This window comes from Geodermatophilus sp. SYSU D01186, from assembly GCF_054050215.1.
The window spans coordinates 60,471-79,105 of sequence record NZ_JBJGYW010000026.1 but is presented as its reverse complement, the minus strand read 5'-3'; the positions used below and the strand labels follow the sequence as shown (position 1 = coordinate 79,105).

At 74.4% G+C, this 18,635-nt stretch carries 22 protein-coding genes; 16 read left to right on the top strand and 6 right to left on the bottom strand.

Annotation, left to right across the window (positions count from 1 at the left end; translation table 11 throughout):
* The first annotated feature begins 74 nt into the window (after positions 1-74).
* The 7 genes from ACI784_RS18375 to ACI784_RS18345 are packed head-to-tail and all read left to right on the top strand — an operon-like array spanning position 75 to position 6,641.
* A complete protein-coding gene (locus tag ACI784_RS18375; RefSeq protein WP_457014437.1) occupies positions 75-470 on the top strand; it encodes a TadE/TadG family type IV pilus assembly protein in 396 nt (131 codons plus the stop codon).
* Positions 458-1,417: a pilus assembly protein TadG-related protein gene (locus tag ACI784_RS18370; protein ID WP_457014436.1), complete on the top strand. Its 960-nt coding sequence runs from the start codon at positions 458-460 to the stop codon at positions 1,415-1,417. The genes ACI784_RS18375 and ACI784_RS18370 overlap by 13 nt, the downstream gene beginning before the upstream one ends.
* Positions 1,418-1,425: 8 nt before the next feature.
* Entirely contained in the window at positions 1,426-2,214 is a 789-nt protein-coding gene (gene cpaB, locus ACI784_RS18365; protein ID WP_456924617.1) for a Flp pilus assembly protein CpaB, read from the top strand.
* A complete protein-coding gene (locus ACI784_RS18360; protein WP_456924618.1) occupies positions 2,211-3,401 on the top strand; it encodes an AAA family ATPase in 1,191 nt (396 codons plus the stop codon). The genes cpaB and ACI784_RS18360 overlap by 4 nt, the downstream gene beginning before the upstream one ends.
* Positions 3,398-4,810 (top strand): CpaF family protein, encoded by a 1,413-nt coding sequence (locus ACI784_RS18355; RefSeq protein ID WP_456924619.1) that lies wholly within the window; start codon positions 3,398-3,400, stop codon positions 4,808-4,810. The genes ACI784_RS18360 and ACI784_RS18355 overlap by 4 nt, the downstream gene beginning before the upstream one ends.
* Positions 4,810-5,751: a type II secretion system F family protein gene (locus ACI784_RS18350; protein ID WP_457014435.1), complete on the top strand. Its 942-nt coding sequence runs from the start codon at positions 4,810-4,812 to the stop codon at positions 5,749-5,751. The genes ACI784_RS18355 and ACI784_RS18350 overlap by 1 nt, the downstream gene beginning before the upstream one ends.
* Positions 5,751-6,641: a type II secretion system F family protein gene (locus ACI784_RS18345; RefSeq protein WP_457014434.1), complete on the top strand. Its 891-nt coding sequence runs from the start codon at positions 5,751-5,753 to the stop codon at positions 6,639-6,641. Before ACI784_RS18350 ends, ACI784_RS18345 begins: the two co-directional genes overlap by 1 nt.
* 48 nt (positions 6,642-6,689) lie before the next feature.
* On the opposite strand, the gene ACI784_RS18340 is transcribed toward ACI784_RS18345, so the two are convergent.
* Positions 6,690-7,034 (bottom strand): hypothetical protein, encoded by a 345-nt coding sequence (locus tag ACI784_RS18340; protein ID WP_456924622.1) that lies wholly within the window; start codon positions 7,032-7,034, stop codon positions 6,690-6,692.
* Positions 7,035-7,174: 140 nt separating this feature from the next.
* On the opposite strand from ACI784_RS18340, the gene ACI784_RS18335 reads away from it, so the two are divergent.
* The 5 genes from ACI784_RS18335 to ACI784_RS18315 all read left to right on the top strand — a co-directional run bounded on the left by ACI784_RS18335 (position 7,175) and on the right by ACI784_RS18315 (position 9,726).
* Complete coding sequence (locus tag ACI784_RS18335) at positions 7,175-8,308, top strand: baeRF2 domain-containing protein (protein ID WP_457014433.1); 1,134 nt, start codon at positions 7,175-7,177, stop codon at positions 8,306-8,308.
* A gap of 28 nt (positions 8,309-8,336) precedes the next feature.
* On the top strand, positions 8,337-8,594 hold the full coding sequence (locus ACI784_RS18330; RefSeq protein ID WP_457014432.1) for a DUF2795 domain-containing protein: 258 nt from the start codon (positions 8,337-8,339) through the stop codon (positions 8,592-8,594).
* A gap of 1 nt (position 8,595) precedes the next feature.
* On the top strand, positions 8,596-8,826 hold the full coding sequence (locus ACI784_RS18325) for a hypothetical protein (protein ID WP_457014431.1): 231 nt from the start codon (positions 8,596-8,598) through the stop codon (positions 8,824-8,826).
* Positions 8,823-9,212, top strand: coding sequence for an acyl-CoA thioesterase (locus ACI784_RS18320; RefSeq protein WP_457014438.1), 390 nt, complete (start codon positions 8,823-8,825; stop codon positions 9,210-9,212). The genes ACI784_RS18325 and ACI784_RS18320 overlap by 4 nt, the downstream gene beginning before the upstream one ends.
* 79 nt (positions 9,213-9,291) lie before the next feature.
* Positions 9,292-9,726 (top strand): ChaB family protein, encoded by a 435-nt coding sequence (locus ACI784_RS18315; protein WP_456924626.1) that lies wholly within the window; start codon positions 9,292-9,294, stop codon positions 9,724-9,726.
* A 9-nt stretch (positions 9,727-9,735) separates the two neighbouring features.
* Here the strand turns inward: ACI784_RS18315 and ACI784_RS18310 are convergent, their stop codons facing one another.
* Positions 9,736-11,040 (bottom strand): M24 family metallopeptidase, encoded by a 1,305-nt coding sequence (locus tag ACI784_RS18310; RefSeq protein WP_457014430.1) that lies wholly within the window; start codon positions 11,038-11,040, stop codon positions 9,736-9,738.
* Positions 11,041-11,084: 44 nt separating this feature from the next.
* Positions 11,085-12,200, bottom strand: coding sequence for a GGDEF domain-containing protein (locus ACI784_RS18305; protein WP_457014429.1), 1,116 nt, complete (start codon positions 12,198-12,200; stop codon positions 11,085-11,087).
* Between the two features lie 132 nt (positions 12,201-12,332).
* On the opposite strand from ACI784_RS18305, the gene ACI784_RS18300 reads away from it, so the two are divergent.
* The 4 genes from ACI784_RS18300 (at position 12,333) to ACI784_RS18285 (ending at position 14,924) form a co-directional block, all read left to right on the top strand.
* On the top strand, positions 12,333-12,806 hold the full coding sequence (locus ACI784_RS18300; RefSeq protein WP_457014428.1) for a cupin domain-containing protein: 474 nt from the start codon (positions 12,333-12,335) through the stop codon (positions 12,804-12,806).
* Between the two features lie 45 nt (positions 12,807-12,851).
* Positions 12,852-13,034 (top strand): hypothetical protein, encoded by a 183-nt coding sequence (locus tag ACI784_RS18295; RefSeq protein ID WP_457014427.1) that lies wholly within the window; start codon positions 12,852-12,854, stop codon positions 13,032-13,034.
* 80 nt (positions 13,035-13,114) lie between these two features.
* A complete protein-coding gene (npdG, locus tag ACI784_RS18290; RefSeq protein WP_456924631.1) occupies positions 13,115-13,810 on the top strand; it encodes an NADPH-dependent F420 reductase in 696 nt (231 codons plus the stop codon).
* 187 nt (positions 13,811-13,997) lie between these two features.
* Positions 13,998-14,924, top strand: a complete 927-nt coding sequence (locus ACI784_RS18285) for a hypothetical protein (protein ID WP_457014426.1) — start codon at positions 13,998-14,000, stop codon at positions 14,922-14,924.
* 77 nt (positions 14,925-15,001) lie between these two features.
* On the opposite strand, the gene panB is transcribed toward ACI784_RS18285, so the two are convergent.
* From panB to ACI784_RS18270, 3 genes are read right to left on the bottom strand one after another with little or no spacing between them, the layout of a single operon-like run.
* On the bottom strand, positions 15,002-15,832 hold the full coding sequence (gene panB, locus ACI784_RS18280; protein WP_457014425.1) for a 3-methyl-2-oxobutanoate hydroxymethyltransferase: 831 nt from the start codon (positions 15,830-15,832) through the stop codon (positions 15,002-15,004).
* Entirely contained in the window at positions 15,829-17,661 is a 1,833-nt protein-coding gene (locus tag ACI784_RS18275) for an NAD+ synthase (protein WP_457014424.1), read from the bottom strand. The genes panB and ACI784_RS18275 overlap by 4 nt, the downstream gene beginning before the upstream one ends.
* Before the next feature lie 58 nt (positions 17,662-17,719).
* Complete coding sequence (locus tag ACI784_RS18270; RefSeq protein ID WP_457014423.1) at positions 17,720-18,529, bottom strand: slipin family protein; 810 nt, start codon at positions 18,527-18,529, stop codon at positions 17,720-17,722.
* Between the last annotated feature and the right edge of the window lie 106 nt (positions 18,530-18,635).

Sequence of the window (18,635 nt, the reverse complement as noted above, 5' to 3'; positions counted from 1 at the left end):
CGGCGGCCCCCGTCCCCCCGGGTGGCCGCCGCGCCGCTGCACACCGGACACGACGAGGGAGGAGGTGGGGACCGGTGCCCGACCGGTTGCTGGACCAGCGCGGCGCGGCCGCGGTGGAGTTCGCGTTCATCGTGCCCCTGCTGGTCGTCCTGGTCCTGGGCATCGCCGAGTTCGGCCACGCCTTCCAGGTGCAGGGCACCCTCTCCGCCGCCGCCCGCGAGGGCGCCCGCGTCATGGCGCTGCAGAACGACCCGGCCGCGGCGCGCACCGCCGTCCGCGAGGCCACCCCGACCCTCGACCCGGCGATCGCCGACGCGCAGATCGCCGTCACCCCGGCCGCCTGCCCGGCCACCGGGGCCGGCACGACGAACGTGCGCGTGACCATCGACTACCCGATGCCCTTCCTGACCCGCTTCTTCGGGGCGAGCCTCGACCTGACCGGGACGGGGGTCATGCGGTGCAACGGCTGAGGAAGGGCCCCCGGCGCCGGCTCACCGACGAGCGCGGCGCGTCGGCGGTGCTGCTCGCGCTGCTGCTCGTCCCGCTGCTCGGCTTCACCGCCATCGCGGTCGACATCGGCGCGCTGTACGCCGCCAAGGCGCGGCTGCAGACCGCGGCCGACGCCGCCGCGCTCGCCGTCGCCCAGGACTGTGCCCGCGGAGCCTGCGGCGACATGCAGGCCACCGCGCAGGGCATGGTCGACGCCAACACCGGGAGCGCCGAGGCCGCCCCTCCGGTCCTCGCGAGCAACCCGAACCGCGTCACCGTCTCCGGGCAGACCCCCCAGGAGCACTGGTTCGCACCGGTGATCGGGCACGACGCGACCACCGTCTCGGCCACCGCGACGGTGGCCTGGGGCGGCCCCAGCGGCGGCACCGCCGTGCTGCCGCTGACCTTCTCCTGGTGCGAGTTCGAGCAGCAGACCGGCGGTGGCCTGCCGTCGACCACCATCGAGCACACCGTCTACCTGACCAAGTCCTCGGAGACGGAGGACTGCACCGGACCCTCGGAGAACATCGTCCCCGGGGGCTTCGGCTACCTGGTCAGCGACCCGGGTGACTGCCGCGCCTCCAGCGCGGTCGGGGAGCGGTCGTACTCGTCGACGGGCAACACCCCGCCCAGCACGTGCACCGCAGCCCACTTCGCCTCGTGGGTGGGGCGGACCGTGCTGCTGCCGATCTTCGACCGGTACGGCGACACCGGCAGCAACGCCTGGTACCGGGTCTACGGCTACGCCGCCTTCCGGCTGACCGGCTACCACCTGGGCGGCCAGTTCAGCTCCAGCCCCCGGCCGTGCGGCGGCAGCGAGCGCTGCGTGACCGGCTACTTCACCCGCTTCGTCGACCTGGGCGACGCCTTCGACTACGACTCCGGTGCACCCCAGCTGGGTGCCTGGGTCCTCCGACTCATCCGATAGGGGCTCTCGTGAGACGCCGACTGCTCGCCGCTCTCGCGGCGCTCGTCCTCGCCGTCGCCGGCACCGTGGTCCTCCTGGCCTACGTGCGCGGCGCCGACGCCCGTGCACTGGCCGGGGTCCGCACCGTGACGGTGCTGGTGGTCGACCAGGTGGTCCCCCAGGGGACGCCGGGCGAGGACCTCTCGGACCTGGTGCGCACCGAGCAGCTGCCGGCCAAGGCGGCCGTCGACGGGGTGGTGACCGACCTCGCCGCGCTCGCCGGGCGGGTCGCCACCGTCGACCTGCAGCCGGGGGAGCAGCTGCTGGACAGCCGCTTCGCCGTCCCGGAGGACCTCGCCGCGCCCGGGACCGTCCCGGTCCCGGAGGGGGCCTCGGAGGTCAGCGTGCTGCTGGAGCCGCAGCGCGCGGTCGGCGGCCGGATCGCGGCGGGCGACGAGATCGGCGTCTACGTCTCCATGACGCTGGAGAACGACGCCGGCAAGACCATCGGCGCCACCCACGCGACCCTCCACGGCGTCCTCGTCACGCAGGTCCAGGGGGCCCCGGCGCCCGCGGACGGGGACGGGACCGAGACCGCCTCCTCCGGCGCCGCCGCGCCGACGAACAGCCTGCTGGTCACCCTCGCGGTGCCGGCGCGGGACGCGGAGCTGGTCGTCTTCGGCATGGAGCACGGCACCGTGTGGCTGTCGCACGAGCCCGAGGGAGCCGACGACAGCGGCACCAGGATCGTCACCCAGGGCAACGTCTACGGCGACGCGCTCGCCGGCCTGGGCAGTGTCTACGGGGGGTCGAAGTGAGTCGCGTTGTCCTGGCCGCTGCCGACGACGACCTGTCGGGGCGCGTGCACGCCGCCGCCGACGGCGACGTGCACGTCCTCCCGCCCGGCCGCCTCCCGGGCGACCCGGCGCGCCTGTTCGAGCAGCTGAGCGACGGCGAGCTGCCCGACGTGCTGCTCATCGGCCCGCTGGCGCCCCCGCAGGAGGTGCTGACCCTGGCCGGGCGGCTCGACGTCCAGTGCCCGGGGATCAGCGTCGTCCTCCTGGCCGACCCCTCCCCGGAGATGTGGCAGGCGGCCATGCGGGCCGGGATCCGGGATCTGCTGCCCCCCGGCGCCGGTGTCGAGGAGATCCGTGCCGCGGTGGAGCGGGCCGGCGCCGCCTCGGCCGGCCGCCGGCGGGTGCTGCGTCCGGTCGAGGAGACCGCGCGCTACACCGGCCGGGTCATCACCATCGCCTCGCCCAAGGGCGGGGTGGGCAAGACCACGGTGGCCACCAACCTGGCGATCGGGCTGACCGCCGCCGCGCCGCAGTCGACGGTCCTGGTCGACCTGGACGTGCAGTTCGGCGACGTCGCCTCCGCGCTGAGCCTCGTGCCGGAGTACACGCTGCCCGACACCGCCCACGGCCCGGCCAGCGAGGACACGATGGTCCTCAAGACCTTCCTGACCCAGCACCCCAGCGGCCTGTACGCGGTGTGCGGCGCGGAGTCGCCGGCGGCCGGCGACACCGTCACCGCCGCCGACGTCACCCGGCTGCTCGCCTCCCTCGCCCGGGAGTTCCGCTACGTCGTGGTCGACACCGCGCCGGGCCTGTCGGAGCAGACCCTGGCCGCGCTGGACCGCGCCACCGACGTCGTGATGCTCAGCAGCATGGACGTCCCCGGTGTGCGGGGGCTGCGCAAGGAGCTCGACGTCCTCCGCGAGCTGTGCATGATCCCGGCGGGCCGGCACGTGGTCATGAACCTCGCCGACCCCAAGGGCGGCCTGTCCGTCCGCGACGTCGAGACCGCGATCGGCACCGGGGTGGACGTCGTCATCCCGCGCTCGGCCGCGGTGCCGGCGTCGACCAACCAGGGCGTGCCCATCCTGGCCGGCGGGCGCAAGGACCCCGCGGTCAAGGAGCTGCGCCGGCTCGTCGCCCGCTTCGCCGCCACCCCACTGATGAAGCCCGGCCGCTACCGGGCCAAGCACCGGGCGGCGTCGTGAACCTCGCCTCGCGACTGGCCGCGGCCCAGGGCCGGCACACCGCGCCGGAGACCGTGGCGGCGGTGCACCCGCCGGCGCCCGTCCCCGCGCCCCGCCCGGGGCCCGCGGCCGCGCCTCCGGCCGACGCCCTCAGCAGGCTGAAGGACCGCGTGGCCAAGGCGCTGTTCGAGCGCATGGGCAACCGGATGAACGACCCGACGCTGTCCGAGGACCAGCTGCGCACCATCGTGCTCGGGGAGCTCGACGAGGTGGTCGAGGAGGAGCGGGTCCCGCTCAGCGCGGAGGAGCGCCAGCGCCTCACCGCCGAGCTGGCCGACGACGTCCTGGGCCTGGGCCCGCTGCAGCGGCTGCTCGACGACCCCACGGTCACCGAGATCATGTGCAACGGGCCGGAGATGGTCTACGTCGAGCAGGGCGGCAAGCTGGTGCGCACCGGCTCCCGGTTCACCTCCGAGGAGCACCTGCGCCGGGTCATCGACCGGATCGTCTCCCGGGTGGGACGGCGCATCGACGAGTCCTCCCCGCTGGTCGACGCCCGCCTCGCCGACGGCTCCCGGGTGAACGCGATCATCCCGCCGCTGGCCTTCAGCGGGTCGACGCTGACCATCCGCAAGTTCGCCAAGGACCCCTTCGGCGTCGACGACCTGATCGGCTTCGGCACCCTCTCCCCGGAGATGGCGGAGCTGCTGCAGGCCTGTGTCGAGGCCCGGCTGAACATCATCGTCTCGGGGGGCACCGGCACCGGGAAGACGACGCTGCTCAACGTCCTGTCCTCCTTCATCCCCGACGGGGAGCGGATCGTCACCATCGAGGACGCCGTCGAGCTGCAGCTCCAGCAGGACCACGTGGTCCGCCTGGAGTCGCGGCCCCCCAACATCGAGGGCCGGGGCGCGATCACGATCCGAGACCTGGTGCGCAACTCCCTGCGGATGCGGCCGGACCGCATCGTCGTGGGGGAGTGCCGTGGCGGGGAGAGCCTGGACATGCTGCAGGCGATGAACACCGGGCACGACGGCTCCCTGTCCACGGTGCACGCCAACTCCCCGAGGGACGCCGTCGCCCGCCTGGAGACGCTGGTGCTCATGGCCGGGATGGACCTCCCGCTGCGCGCCATCCGCGAGCAGATCGCCTCCGCCGTCGACGTCGTCGTCCAGCTGACCCGGCTGCGCGACGGCACGCGAAGGGTGACCCACGTGACCGAGGTCCAGGGCATGGAGGGGGAGACGGTCACGCTTCAGGACGCGTTCGTCTTCGACTACTCCGCCGGCGTCGACGCCTCCGGCCGGTTCCTCGGCAAGCCGGTGCCCACCGGGGTGCGGCCGCGGTTCACCGACCGGTTCGACGAGCTCGGCATCACGGTCTCGCCCCGCGTCTTCGGCAGCGTCGCGCCGCGGCGGGGGTGGGCCTGATGTCCCCGGCGCTGCTGCTGCTCGGCCTCGCGGCGCTGACCGGGGCACTGCTGCTCGTCGCGCTCGTCGTCCTCCCGACCGGGCCGCGGCGGGTGCCGCTGAGCCGGCTGGACCCCCAGGTCGCGCCGCCGTCCTCCGCGCTGGCCGGCGCCTCGGCCGCCGCCGGGGCGGCCGTCGAGCGTGCGCTGGTCAAGCGCGGCCGGGGAGCCGCCGGGACCGCGGCGCTCGAGCGGGCCGGCATGACCATCGCGCTGCCCGACCTCGTCCTGACCGTCGGTCTGGGCACCGTCGTCCTCGGTGCGCTCGGCTTCCTCGCCGGCGGCGTGCTCACGGGCCTGGTGCTGGCGGTCCTGCCCCCGGTGGGCGCCCGGCTGCTCCTGGCCGTGCGCACGGCCCGGCGGCGCGCGGCCTTCGCCGACCAGCTCGACGACTCGCTGCAGCTCATGGCCAGCAGCCTGCGGGCCGGGCACAGCCTGCTGCGGGCGGTGGACTCGGTGGCCACCGAGGCCGCGGCGCCCACGTCGGAGGAGTTCGCGCGCATCGTCAACGAGACGCGGGTCGGCCGCGACCTCGGCGACGCCCTCGACGAGGTGGCCGAGCGGATGGGCAGCGACGACTTCCGCTGGACCGCCCAGGCCATCGCCATCCACCGCGAGGTCGGCGGCAACCTGGCCGAGGTGCTCGACACCGTCGGGCACACCATCCGGGAGCGCAACGCCATCCGCCGGCAGGTCAAGGCGCTCTCGGCCGAGGGCAAGCTCTCCGCGGTGGTGCTCATGGCGCTGCCGTTCGGGGTCCTCGGCTTCATCTCGGTGTCCAACCCCGGTTACCTCGCCGCCTTCACCGAGAGCCTCGCCGGGCACCTGATGCTCGCCGGCGCGGCGGTCCTGCTGGTCGTGGGCGGGCTCTGGCTCAGCAAGACCGTGCGGATCACGTTCTGATGACGCCCGCTCCCGTGGTCGCCGCCGCCGCGGCCGTCGCCCTCGCCGTCCCCCTGCTCGGCTGGGCGCTGGTCGCCCGCCCGCAGGACGCCGCCGCGCGCACGCGGGCCAACCTCGCCCGCGGGCTCGACCTCCCCGGCGGGTCCGCGGGCGTCCGTGCCCGCCCGCGGGTCCTGAGCCGGCTGGCCCGGGCGCTGACCCCGGCGGGCACCGTGGCCCGGCTGAACCGCCTGGCCGGTGCCGCCGGCCGGCCGGCGGACTGGCCGGTGCCCCGCCTCGTGGCCGCCAAGCTGGTGCTCGCGGCGATGGCCGCGGCGCTCGGGCTGCTGGTGGTCGCCGCCCGGCCCGGGGCGCTGACGGTGCTCATGACCGTCGTCGTCGCCGGGGTCGCCTACGTGGTGCCCGAGCTGCTGCTGTACAGCCGGGGCCAGGAGCGGCAGCAGGCGATCGCGCTGGAACTGGCCGACACCCTCGACCAGATGACCATCGCGGTGGAGGCGGGCCTGGGGTTCGAGGCGGCGATGGCCCGGGCCGGGCGCAACGGTCGCGGGCCGCTGGCGCAGGAGCTGGTCCGGACGCTGCAGGACATCGCCGTCGGCCAGCCGCGCCGGGAGGCCTACCTGGCCCTGGCCGAGCGGACGTCGGTGCCCGACCTGCGCCGCTTCATCCGGGCGGTCGTCCAGGCCGACGCGTACGGCGTCTCGATCGCCGACGTGCTGCGCACCCAGGCGCAGGAGATGCGGCTCAAGCGGCGGCAGCGGGCCGAGGAGAAGGCGATGCAGATCCCGGTGAAGGTGATCTTCCCGCTGATCCTCTGCATCCTTCCGACGCTGTTCATCGTGCTGCTCGGTCCCGCGGCGATGGACATGGTGGACGCCTTCAGCGGATGACCGGCGTGCGGGAGCGCGGCGGTCCTGCGCTCCCGCACCCGCGGCGGCTCAGCCGGTGGAACGCGGCTGCGCCGGGTTGGTCGGGTCGCCCTGGGACGGCGGGTTCACCGGGGGACCGGAGGTGGCCTCGGAGACCTTCGACCCGGTCGAGGCGTGCACCGGGTCGTCGGCGGCCGCGGCGGCGGGGTCGCCCCCGGACGGCTGGGCGCCCTCGTGCAGCGAGGTGAGGCGGTTCTCCATGATCGTCACCACCTGCAGCCGGTTGGCGTGGGCGCGCTCGTACTCCAGCAGCGTCTCCAGACCCGCCGCGTCCAGCGTGCGGATCCGCGAGGTGAGGCCGTCGACCGGCAGGTGGTCGTAGTCGGGCAGCGGCAGCTGGTCGTGTTCGGTCATGGCAGCGCGCCTACCCCTGCCCCACCGATCCGACACCGGGTGTGAGCCCCCGGTCGGTGGGTAGGCGGCGGAGGCGGGAGTGCCCCGTCAGGGCCCCGCGGTTCGTCTTCCGCCAGCGATCGAGGAGTGGTTCCCACCCCATGGACGTGTCCTTCCTGGAGCCGGTCTTCAGCGCCACCGGGCCGTACGCCACCGTGTGCGCCGACGTCACGCACACCACCGAGAACGCCGACACCGAGGTCGAGCTGCGGGTCCGCGCCCTCGCCGAGAGGCTCACCGAGCAGGGCGCCCCCGAGGTGGTCGTCGAGGCGGTCCGCGGCCGGCTGCTCGAGGCCAACGACGGCGGGGACGTCGCCACGCTGCGCGGCCGGGCCGTGGTCGTCGCCGCCGACGGGAGCGTCGTCCTCGACCAGCCGCTGGTCGAGGCGCCGCGGCAGGAGGTGGCGCAGTGGTCGCCCCACGCCGACGTCCTCCCGGTGCTGCGCGAGCTGCCCGGACGGATCCCGCACATCGTCGTCCTGGTCGACCGGACCGGCGGTGACATCAGCTACGTCGGCATGCCGGGCGAGGGCGGCGAGGAGGAGACGGTCTCGGGCGAGACCTTCCACATCCGCAAGGTGAAGGTCGGCGGCTGGGCCCACGACCACTGGCAGAACAGCGCCGAGGGGCAGTGGGAGGACAACGCCGGCCGCGTCGCCGACCGGATCTCCTCCTACGCCCGCCGCCTGTCCCCGCGGTTCGTCCTCGTCGCCGGCGACGTCCGTGCCCGCACGCGCCGGCCGGCGCGGGGGGGGGTGGCGTTAATCGACCTGGGCTTACCCTGGGGGGGGGCCGCCCGCGCGCCCGCCGCCGACCGCGAGTCGGTCGACCGGCGGGCCGCCGAGCTGGTCGCCGAGCACGAGGGGCACGACGAGGCCGACGCGGTCGAGAAGGTCCAGGCGGCCGGCGCGCACGGGCTGGCCGTGACCGGCACCGCGGCGGTCGTCGAGGCGCTGCGCAAGGGCCAGGTCGAGACCCTCGTGCTGGCCGACCAGCCCGACGACGGGGCGACGCTGCTGGTCGGCAACTCCCCGCTCGAGCTCGGGGTCGACCAGCACGACATGGACGCCCTCGGCATCCACGGCACCGTCGTCCCGGCCCCCAGCGCGCTGCTCGCGGCGTCGGTCGCCAGCAGCGCCGGCGTCGTCGTCGTCCCGCGGGCGGCGATGCCCGACGGCGTCCCGGTGGCCGCCGTCCTGCGCTACACCGACGCGTCGACGCCGTCGGCCCAGTGACCATCCCCGACGACGGAGGGACCTCCCGATGACCGACCCGCACACCCCCGCCACGTCCCCCGGCACCTCCGAGGCCGACGTCGAGCGCCGCGCCGCCATCGCCGAGGCCCTCGGCAAGGAGGTGTGGCCGGCCGACCGCGACACCCTCGTGGCGAAGGCGCAGGAGTCCAACGCCACCGACCGCGTGCTGTCCGACCTGCGCCGTCTGCCCGGGGGGGAGCAGTTCACCAACGTGCAGGACGTCGCCCGCGCGCTCGGCATCGGCACCGAGCAGGAGCGCTTCTGAGATGACCACGCAGAAGGAGCCCAGCCCCGAGGCGCTGGCCAACGTCACCGAGGACAACGTCCGCACCCGGTCGCAGCTGCTGCCCGAGGAGGAGGACCTCCACGGCAGCGGCATGGAGGAGGTCGCCGCGGAGGTGATCCTGGCGGAGTCCGAGGAGCGGACGGTCCACACCGACCCCGACGACGCGCAGGGCGGGCACCGGCAGTCCGCCGACACCGCGGACCTGCCCTGAGCGTCCACGAGCACGAGGTCCAGCTGCGCTGGTCGGACCCGGACTCCCTCGGCCACGTCAACCACGCGCGGGCGCTCGCCCTCATCGAGGACGCGCGGCTGGCGATGACCGAGGGGGCGCCGGGGGACGGCGGGGTGATCCTCGCCCGGCTCGAGGTCGACTACCTGCGCCAGCTGTACTACCGGGTGCGCGAGCGGCTGTGCGTGCGCAGCACGGTCACCCGGCTCGGCACGAAGTCCCTCACCCTGCGCCAGGAGCTGCTCCAGGACGGCGAGGTGGCCATCCGGGCCGACGTCGTCATGGTGCTGTTCGACTTCGTCACCGACACCAGCCGGGCGATGACCGACGCCGAGCGGGCCCACTGGTCGCGGTTCGCCGCGGCCTGAGCCGCGGAGGACCTGGTCGCGACGCCGGCCCCGTCGCCGCGGATGTGATCTTGGCGCGTGCCGCGGGTAGGGGCGGCCCATGCCGAAGACGACGAAGAAGGGCACCGCCAAGCAGGACGAGCTGCCCAGCACCCTGCGGCGCTCGCCGAAGAAGGCCCAGCGGACCTTCACCAAGGCCTACGACTCGGCCATGGACTCCTACGACGACGAGCAGCGGGCCAACCAGACGGCCTGGTCGGCGGTCAAGCACAGCTTCGAGAAGGTCGGGGACCGGTGGGCGCCGAAGGAGGGCGGCAGGAAGGGACCGTCGGACGCGCAGGCCGCCGGTGGCCGGGACACCGATCGGAAGACCAAGGGCGGGGTCGACGCCAACGCCTCCAAGGAGCACCTGCTGGCGCTGGCCAAGAAGCTCGGCGTCTCCGGCCGCTCGAAGATGAAGAAGAAGGAACTGGTCGACGCCGTCCAGAAGGCGAACGACGAGAAGACCGCCGAGGCGCGCAAGAAGAAGGGGTGAGGGCCCCGCTCAGCGGATGAGGATCAGCTCGGTCTGCCGGTCGCCGAGGTAGGTGACGCCCTCGTCGGTCAGGGCGATGCCCTCCTCCAACGCGCAGCGCACCGGCTGGCCGCCCCACTCGGGCACCGGCACCCGCACGCACAGCTCCAGCGCGTACACGGTGTCGGGGTGCAGCACCCGGTCGCCGGCGCCGGGGACGCCGTCCTGGTCGTCCCACAGGCCGATGGCCGGGCCGGCGCCGTGGCCGTGGAAGCCGACGGGGTGGGAGTAGACGTCCCCGTCGATGCCCTCCGCCGCGGCGGCGGCGCGGGCGGCGGTGAGCACCTCGTTCCCGGTGCGGCCCACGAGCAGCTCCGCGGTGGTGAGGTCCTGCAGCCGCGTGCCGGTGGCCAGCGCCCGGTGCAGCCCGGCCGGGGCCTCGCGCTCACCGGGACACAACACGTACCCCGTGCGCTGGCTGTCGCTCTTCAGCCCCAGGCTGGACGCCCCGACGTCGCAGTGCACGAGGTCGCCGGGGAGCACAGGCGAGTCGTAGGGGACGGCGGGCAGCAGCGCGCCGCACTCCTCGATCGGGGGCACGCCGGCACGCTGCAGGTCCACGACCGGGTGGAACCACGGGTCGACCCCGCGGTCGGTCAGCCGCTGCCGGATCCACCAGGCGAGGTCGGTGGCGGTGGTCGCCCCGACGGACAGCACGGCGGGGGAGAAGGCCTCGGCGACCACCTCGGCGACCAGCCGGTTGAGTCCGTGCAGCGCCGCGATCTCCTCGGGCAACCGCGTCTCCAACCAGCTGACCGCGAGCTCCTCGGCCGACACCAGCCGGCCGGCGTAGGGGCCGAGAGCCTCGGTGAGCTGCCGGTGCTCGGTGTGGGAGAGGCCGTCGGCCAGCGCGAAGTCCGCCGACACGTCGATCCCGATCCGCCGCGGGTCGGCCTGCTCCACGATGCGGCGCACCTCGGCCCACTGCGCCTCCTCGGCCGGCCGGTCCCCGGCGTCCTCCGGCGACCAGGCCGGCAGGAACTGACCGACCGGGTAGCGGGAGGCGGCCGCCGCCGTCACGCCGTCGTCGCTGCGGTGCAGCACCAGGATCGTGCGCCGCCGCGCGGACAGCCAGGTCGCCGGCAGCAGCGTCGCCAGCACCGGGTCCTCGTTGTACTCGCGGCCGACCACGAGCCACAGGTCGATCCCGGCGCGGTCCATGAGGCCGGGCAGCAGGTCGAGCACCCGCTGGGTGAGCCACCGGTCGCGGACGTCGGCCTGCTCGCGCAGCGGCAAGGGCACCGTGCGGGTCGGGTCGGGCGCGACGAGGGTCATGGGGACAGGGAAGCAGAGAACCGGCGTCCCCACCGGTCGAGAGCTCAGGCGGGCTCGCCGGCCGCCGGCAGGTGGTCACCGGCGGTGCGCTGCCGCGGCAGGACGGCGGCCACCCGGTCCCGCCCGGCCTGCTTGGCCTCGTACATGGCGCCGTCGGCCCGGTCGATGAGCCGCCAGGTCGCGGCCGCGGCGTCCTCGCCGTCGACCGGCCGGACCAGCGCGATGCCGATCGAGGCGGTGACCGAGTGCCCCGCCACGCTGCGGCTGGTCGAGACCGCCGTCCGCAGCCGCTCGGCCAGCCGGCCGGCCTCGGCGGAGTCGCTGACGAGGCCGAGCACGACCAGTTCCTCGCCGCCGATGCGGGCCAGCACGTCCGTGGGGCGCACCGTCGCCGCCAGCGAGGCGGCGACCGCCCGCAGCACCGCGTCACCCGCGGCGTGCCCGTGGGCGTCGTTGAGCTGCTTGAAGTGGTCGAGGTCGAGCACCATGGCCGCGACCCGGGTGCCCTCGCGGCGGGCCTGGCGCCACACCCGCGGGGCGTGCTCGACGAGGTAGCGGCGGTTGGCCAGGCCGGTGAGCGGGTCCTGGAGGGACAGCGCCTGCGTGGCTCCGAGCAGTCGCTGCACGCGGCGGCGCAGTACGTAGACGCCGAGGGACGCGGCGTTGAGCACCCCGGCGGCGATCGCGACCTGGATGAGGACTGCCAGCACGGAGCTCTCGGAGTGCGTCAGCGCGATCGCACAGGACAGGACGGTCATCAGCATGCTGACCCCGACCATCCACGGGCCGAGGAACCACGCTGCGACGAAACACGGGAAGAGCAGCAGCAACGGTGGTGCGTGCCGGGGCTCCTCGATGCTGAGGACGGCGACGACGTAGACCACGTGGCCGAGGAGCACCAGCCCGAAGGTCGCCCAGGGGCCGGCCCGCTGCCGCACCGCCAGCGACAGGGAGACGACCAGGCACGTGAGCATCACGGCGGCGTACCAGAGCCGCGCGGGCCCCGGGTGCACCGTGCCGTCGAAGAGCAGCGCCACCGAGCCGACGAGCCCGCCGAGGAAGGTGAGGACGGCGAGGACCATCACGGCCACCCGGTGCTCCGGCCCGCGGTTCACCGCGCTGCTCGGTGTGTCGGTGCCCATGCGTCGCCGTCCGGTCACGGAAGCAGGATGCCGTACCGGGCAGGCGGCCGGAAGTCGCAGGCCGTCGCGAGTCTTGCGAGTTCCGTATGGGCGGCTGAACTCGCCGCGCGGAGGTCGACGCGGCCCGCTCGCGGTGCCAGGGTGGCGGCCATGTCGCACCCGGAGCCCGGGCTGGTCGTCGTCCGCACGCTGTCCGAGCACCCGATGGTGGCCAACGGCGAGACGAGCGCGCTGCGCATGGTCGCGCCCGGGTCGGTCACGGGCGGCCGGTACGGCCTGGTCGAGTACTCGGTCGCGCCGCGCAGCCGCGGCGCGGCCCCGCACTACCACTCGACCTTCTCCGAGGCGTTCTTCGTGCTCTCCGGCGAGCTGACCGTCTACGCCGACGGCACCTGGCGGCCGCACGCGGCGGGGGACTACGCGCTCGTGCACGAGCGCGGCGTCCACGGGTTCCGCAACGACGGCGACGAGCCGGTCTCCTTCCTCATCCTCTTCGCGCCCGGCATCGCCCGGGAGCACTTCTTCGCCGAGATGGCCGAACTGCGCCGCAGCGGCCGGCAGCTGTCCCCGGAGGAGATGACCGCCTTCTACGCCCGGCACGACCAGGTGATGGTGGACGTCTGACGGTGGGAGGGTGGGCGGACCAGCCCGATCGCGAGGAGGTCGCACATGGCGCAGGGACCGTGGTTCTACTGCCTCAAGCACCACACCGTCGAGGACCAGGACGGCTGCGCCGAGCGGCACCGGCTCGGCCCGTACGCCACCCGCGAGGAAGCCGAGCACGCCCTGCAGTCGGTGGCCGAGCGCGAGGAACGGCTGACCAACGAGGACCGCGCGTGGGAGGGCGACTGAGCGGCCGGTTCGGGTCGCCGGCCGTCCGGGCATGATCAGCGGCGGGGTGCCGGGCGGTCCGGCGCGCGAGAGGTGGCGACGTGGCTGACGGACGTTCGGTGGAGGAGCTGGTCGTCGGGGTGCTCGGTGGCACCGGACCCCAGGGGCGCGGGCTCGCCGTCCGACTGGCCGCCGTCGGACAGCGGGTGCTGCTCGGGTCCCGCGACCCGGAGCGGTGCACGGACGTCGCCGCCGAGGTCGCCTCCCGGGCCGCCGTCGCGACCGGCGGCGCCGAGGTCTCGGTGCAGGGCGGGTCGAACGTGGACGTCGCGGGTGCGGCGGACCTGGTGATCGTCGCGGTGCCGTTCGCCGGGCACGCCGACACCCTCGCCGAGCTGGCCACCCCGCTGGCGGGGAAGGTCGTCGTCGACTGCGTCGTCCCCATGGCCTTCGACGAGCTCGGCGCCTACGTGCTCGACGTGCCGGAGGGGTCGGTGGCCCAGCAGGCCGCGGCCCTGCTGCCCGACTCGCACGTGGTCGGCGCCTTCCACCACCTGTCGGCCGTCCTGCTCGAGGACCTCTCCAAGCCGACCCTGGACGGCGACGTCATGGTCGTCGGCGACGTGCGCGAGGCGACCGACACGGTGCAGGCGCTGGCCGGCCGGCTGCCCGGGATGCGCGGGGTCTACGCCGGCCGGCTGCGCAACGCCCGCCAGGTCGAGGCGCTCACCATCAACCTGGTGTCGGTGAACCGCCGGTACAAGGCGCACGCCGGCATCCGCGTCACCGACGTCTGACGCCGTCCGCCGCGCTCGACGCCCCTGCTCTGCCGGCATTTCCCGAGCTCTGCGGGCACGATCTCGCCCGTAGAGCTCGGAACTCGCCGGCAGAGGGAGACGACAGCGCCGTCCACAGGCGGGGGCGCCGTCCACCGGTGCGGCCGCGGGCCGCCGGGTGGGCTGCCGACCGACGACGGTCGGGCCCATGGACTCCTCGCTGCCACCCGACCTCGTCCTGCGCCGCCGCGCCCTCGCGGAAGGTTGGTCTGACGAGGAGCTGACCCGCCGTCTCCGGGCGGGGGACCTGGCCCGGCTGCGGCCCGGTGCCTACCTGCCGGACGTGCAGTCGGACCCGGTGTGGCGGCATCGGCACCTGGTCACCGCGACGCTCGCGGGCCTGCACCGCCCCGCCGTGGTGAGCCACCAGTCCGCCGCGGTCCTCCTCGGGCTGCCGCTCTGGGCGACGCCGCTGGACCGCGTCCACGTCAGCCGCCGGCCGCCCGCCTCCAGCGAGGTCGGGCGGTACCTGCGCTGCCACGTCGTCCGGCTGCCGGATGAGGACGTGGTCTCCGTGGGCGGGGTCGCGGTGACCCACCCTGCCCGCACGGTCCTCGACCTCGCACGGACCCTGCCGTTCGAACCCGCGGTCGTCGCACTCGACGCGGCGTTGCGGCTGCGCCTCGTGCAGTGGCACGAACTGGAGCGCCGGTTGGCCGACGTCACCGGGACGCCGGGGAGCCGCTCGGCCGCCCGTGCCGTGCGGTTCGCCGACGGGCGCAGCGAGTCCGTGGGTGAGAGCCGCAGCCGGGTGCTGCTGCACCGGCTGGGACTGCCACCGTCCACGCTGCAACTCGACGTGCGGACCGTCTCCGGCCGCTCGGTCGGCCGCGTCGACTTCGGCTGGGAGGAACACCGTGTCCTCGGCGAGTTCGATGGGCGGGTCAAGTACGGGCGGCTGCTGCGGCCGGGCCAGGAGCCCGGCGACGTCGTGTTCGAGGAGAAGCGGCGGGAGGACGCGCTGCGCGACGAGGGCTGGGGCGTGGTCCGGTGGACGTGGGGCGACCTCGTGCCCCGGGTGCTCGGCCCGCGGGTGCGGCGGGCGCTGGACCGCGGGCAGCGGAGGAGCGGCTGAGGCCTCGCTCTGCGCGCGTCCTCGGTGCTCTGCGGGCGACATCGCGCCCGCAGAGCACCGAGGGCACCGGCGGAGGGCTACTCGAAGGAGTGCTCGGGGCCGGGGAAGGTGCCGGTGCGGACGTCGTCGGCGTACTCGCGGGCCGCGCGCAGCAGCTCGGCCCGCAGGTCGGCGTACTGCTTCACGAACCGCGGCACCCGCCCACCGGTCATCCCGGCCATGTCCGGCCAGACCAGCACCTGGGCGTCGCAGTCGACGCCGGCGCCGATGCCGATGGTCGGGATGGCCAGCTCCTTGGTGACCTGGCCGGCGATCTCGGCCGGGACCATCTCCATGACGACCGAGAACGCCCCGGCCTCCTGGACGGCGTGCGCGTCGGCCAGCAGCTGCTCGGCGCCGGCCCCGCGACCCTGCACCCGGAAACCGCCGAGGGCGTGCTCGCTCTGCGGGGTGAACCCGATGTGCGCCATCACGGGGATGCCGGCCTCGCTCAACGCCCGGATCTGCGGCGCGACCCGCACCCCGCCCTCGAGCTTGACCGCCTGCGCCCCGCCCTCCTTCATCAGCCGGACGGCGCTGGCCAGCGCCTGCTGCGGTCCGGCCTCGTAGCTGCCGAAGGGCAGGTCGGCCACGACCAGCGCGCGCCGGGTGGAGCGGGTGACCGCGCGGGTCATCAGCAGCATGTCCTCGAGGGTCACGGGCACGGTGCTGTCCAGCCCGAGGACGACGTTGCCGCCGGAGTCGCCCACCAGGAGCACCGGGATGCCGGCCTCCTCGAACACCGATGCGCTCACCGTGTCGTAGGCGGTGAGCATGGCCCACTTCTCGCCGCGCTCCTTGGCCTGCTGCAGGTGGTGCACGCGTACCCGGGCGGTCGAGGTCCCGCCGTAGAGCACCGATTCGCTCATGACTGTGCCGCTCCCTCGCGGACGCTGGGCAGGGACTCCCGCCAGCGGTTGGTGATCGGCAGACGCCGATCACGGCCGAACGCCTTCAGGCTGATCTTCGTTCCCGGAGCCGACTGCCGGCGCTTGAACTCGGCGGCGTCGACCAGCCGCAGCACGCGGGCGACCACCTCGGGGTCGTGGCCGCGCTCGAGCAGCTCGGCCATCCCGAGGTCGCGGTCGACGTAGTCGGCGATGACCGCGTCGAGCTCCTCGTAGGAGGGCAGCGAGTCGGTGTCCACCTGGCCGGGGGCGAGCTCGGCCGACGGCGGCTTGTCGATGGAGTTCAGCGGGATCGGCTCGGTCTCCCCGTGGTCGCGGGCCCAGGCGTTGCGCCAGCGGGCCAGCTCCCACACCAGGGTCTTGGGGACGTCCTTGATCGGCCCGAAGCCGCCCGCCGAGTCCCCGTAGAGGGTGGAGTAGCCGACGGCCACCTCGCTCTTGTTGCCGGTGGTCAGCAGCAGGTGCCCGGACTGGTTGGACAGCCCCATGAGCAGCGTGCCGCGCACCCGCGCCTGCAGGTTCTCCGCGGCGACCCCGCTGAGCTCGACCGACGCGTGGTAGGCGTCGACCATCGGCGCGATCGGCACCACCGTATAGTGCAGCCCGGTCCGCTTGGCGAGGTCCTCGGCGTCGGCCAGCGAGTGCTCGCTGGAGTACTTCGACGGCAGCCCGACGCCGTACACCCGGTCGGGGCCGAGGGCGTCGACGGCGAGGGCGGCGACGACGGCGGAGTCGATGCCGCCGGACAGGCCCAGCACCACCGAGGGCATGCCGTTCTTGTCGATGAAGTCGCGCAGGCCCAGGACCAGCGCCCGCCAGACCTCCTCGCAGTCCTCCAGCGGCTCGACGATGGACGGCGGCCGCGCGTCGAAGGCCGGCAGCGGCTGCTCGGACACCACGTGCCGGGTGACCGTCATCGGCCCGATGCGGCCCTCGCGCCGCTCGGGCACCGACGACGGGTCGATGGTCAGGTCGGCGGTCAGCAGGTGCTCGACGAACTGCGGGGCGCGGCCGAGCAGCTCGCCGTCCGGCGCCACGGCCATCGAGTCGCCGTCGAAGACCAGCTCGTCCTGCCCGCCCACCTGGTTGCAGTAGACGACCGTGGCCCGCGCCTCGGCGGCGCGGCGGCGGACCAGCGGCAGCCGCAGGTCGTCCTTGGCCCGCTCGTAGGGCGAGGCGTTGGGGGAGACGACCAGGTCGACCCCCGCCTGGCCGGCGACGCCGCACGGGCCGCCCTCGACCCAGAGGTCCTCGCACACGGTGAGCGCGACGTCGATGCCGTGCAGCCGCACGACCGGGAGCTCGGTGCCGGGCACGAAGTAGCGCGCCTCGTCGAAGACGCCGTAGTTGGGCAGGTGCCGCTTGTAGTAGCGGACGACGACGTCCCCGCCGTAGAGCAGGGCGGCGCCGTTGCGCGGTGCGCCGCGGCGCGGGTTGGCGTCGGCCGGGCGGTCGTCCTCGGGCATCGACTCCACCGGGGCCGGGCCGGCGCCCTCGGTGTGGGCCAGGTAGCCGACGACGACCGCCATGCCGCCCAGGCCCTGGTCGGCCAGGGAGGCGGCGAGGTCGACCAGCGCGTGCTCGCTGGAGCGCGCGAAGGACTCCCGGAGGACGAGGTCCTCGGGCGGGTAGCCGGTGAGGGTCATCTCGGGGAAGACGACGAGGTGCGCGCCGGCCTCGGCCGCCTTCGCCGTCCAGCGGGTCACCAGCTCGACGTTGCCGGGGATGTCGCCGACCCGGGTGTCGACCTGGGCCAGGGCCACCCGGAGTTGTACCTGCTGTCCAGTCACCCGGTCAGTCTCGTCGTCCTCCCGGGTCCCCGGCCAGGCGGGAGGGCTGTTCCCGTGATCACGAACGGACGGGGACGCCGTTGGTCACGGCGGGAGCCGCCACCGTCTCCGCCGGGGTGGTCCGCTCGAGGAACCGCAGCAGCTCGACGGGGAACGGCAGCACCACGGTGGAGTTCTTCTCCGCGGCGACCTCCACCATCGTCTGGAGCAGCCGCAGCTGGAGCGCGGCCGGCTGGGTGGCCATCACCTCGGCGGCCTGGGCCAGCTTCTGGGAGGCCTGGAGCTCGCCCTCGGCGGTGATCACCCGGGACCGGCGTTCGCGCTCGGCCTCGGCCTGGCGGGACATCGAGCGCTTCATCGACTCGGGCAGCGCGACGTCCTTGATGTCCACGCGGTCGATGTGGATGCCCCAGTCGACGGCGGGGCTGTCCATCATCAGCTCCAGCCCCTGGTTGAGCCGCTCGCGGTTGGACAGCAGGTCGTCGAGGTCGCTCTTGCCGATGATCGACCGCAGGGAGGCCTGGGCGACCTGGCCGATCGCCGCCTGGTAGTTCTGCACGTCGACGACCACGCGCACGGGGTCGAAGACCCGCCAGTAGACGACGGCGTCGACCTTGACCGTGACGTTGTCGCGGGTGATCCCCTCCTGAGCCGGCACCGGCATCGTGACGATCTGCATGTTGACCTTGTGCATGCGGTCGACCGCGGGGGCGATGAGGGCCAGCCCCGGCGCACGGGTCTCACCGTGCAGCCGGCCGAGCCGCAGGACCACGCCGCGCTCGTACTGGGAGACCACCCGCACGCTGGACACGGCCAGCACGACCAGGGCCAGGACCGCGATGACGACCACTGCCAGAACGGCGTCCATCTCGCCCTCCGCCACCGGCGCCACGGCCGGGCGTGCGGGTCGCGCCCGTGGCCGCGGCGCTCTCCTGGTGGCCGTCACATGCTAGATCCGGGCCGCGGCGAGGAGG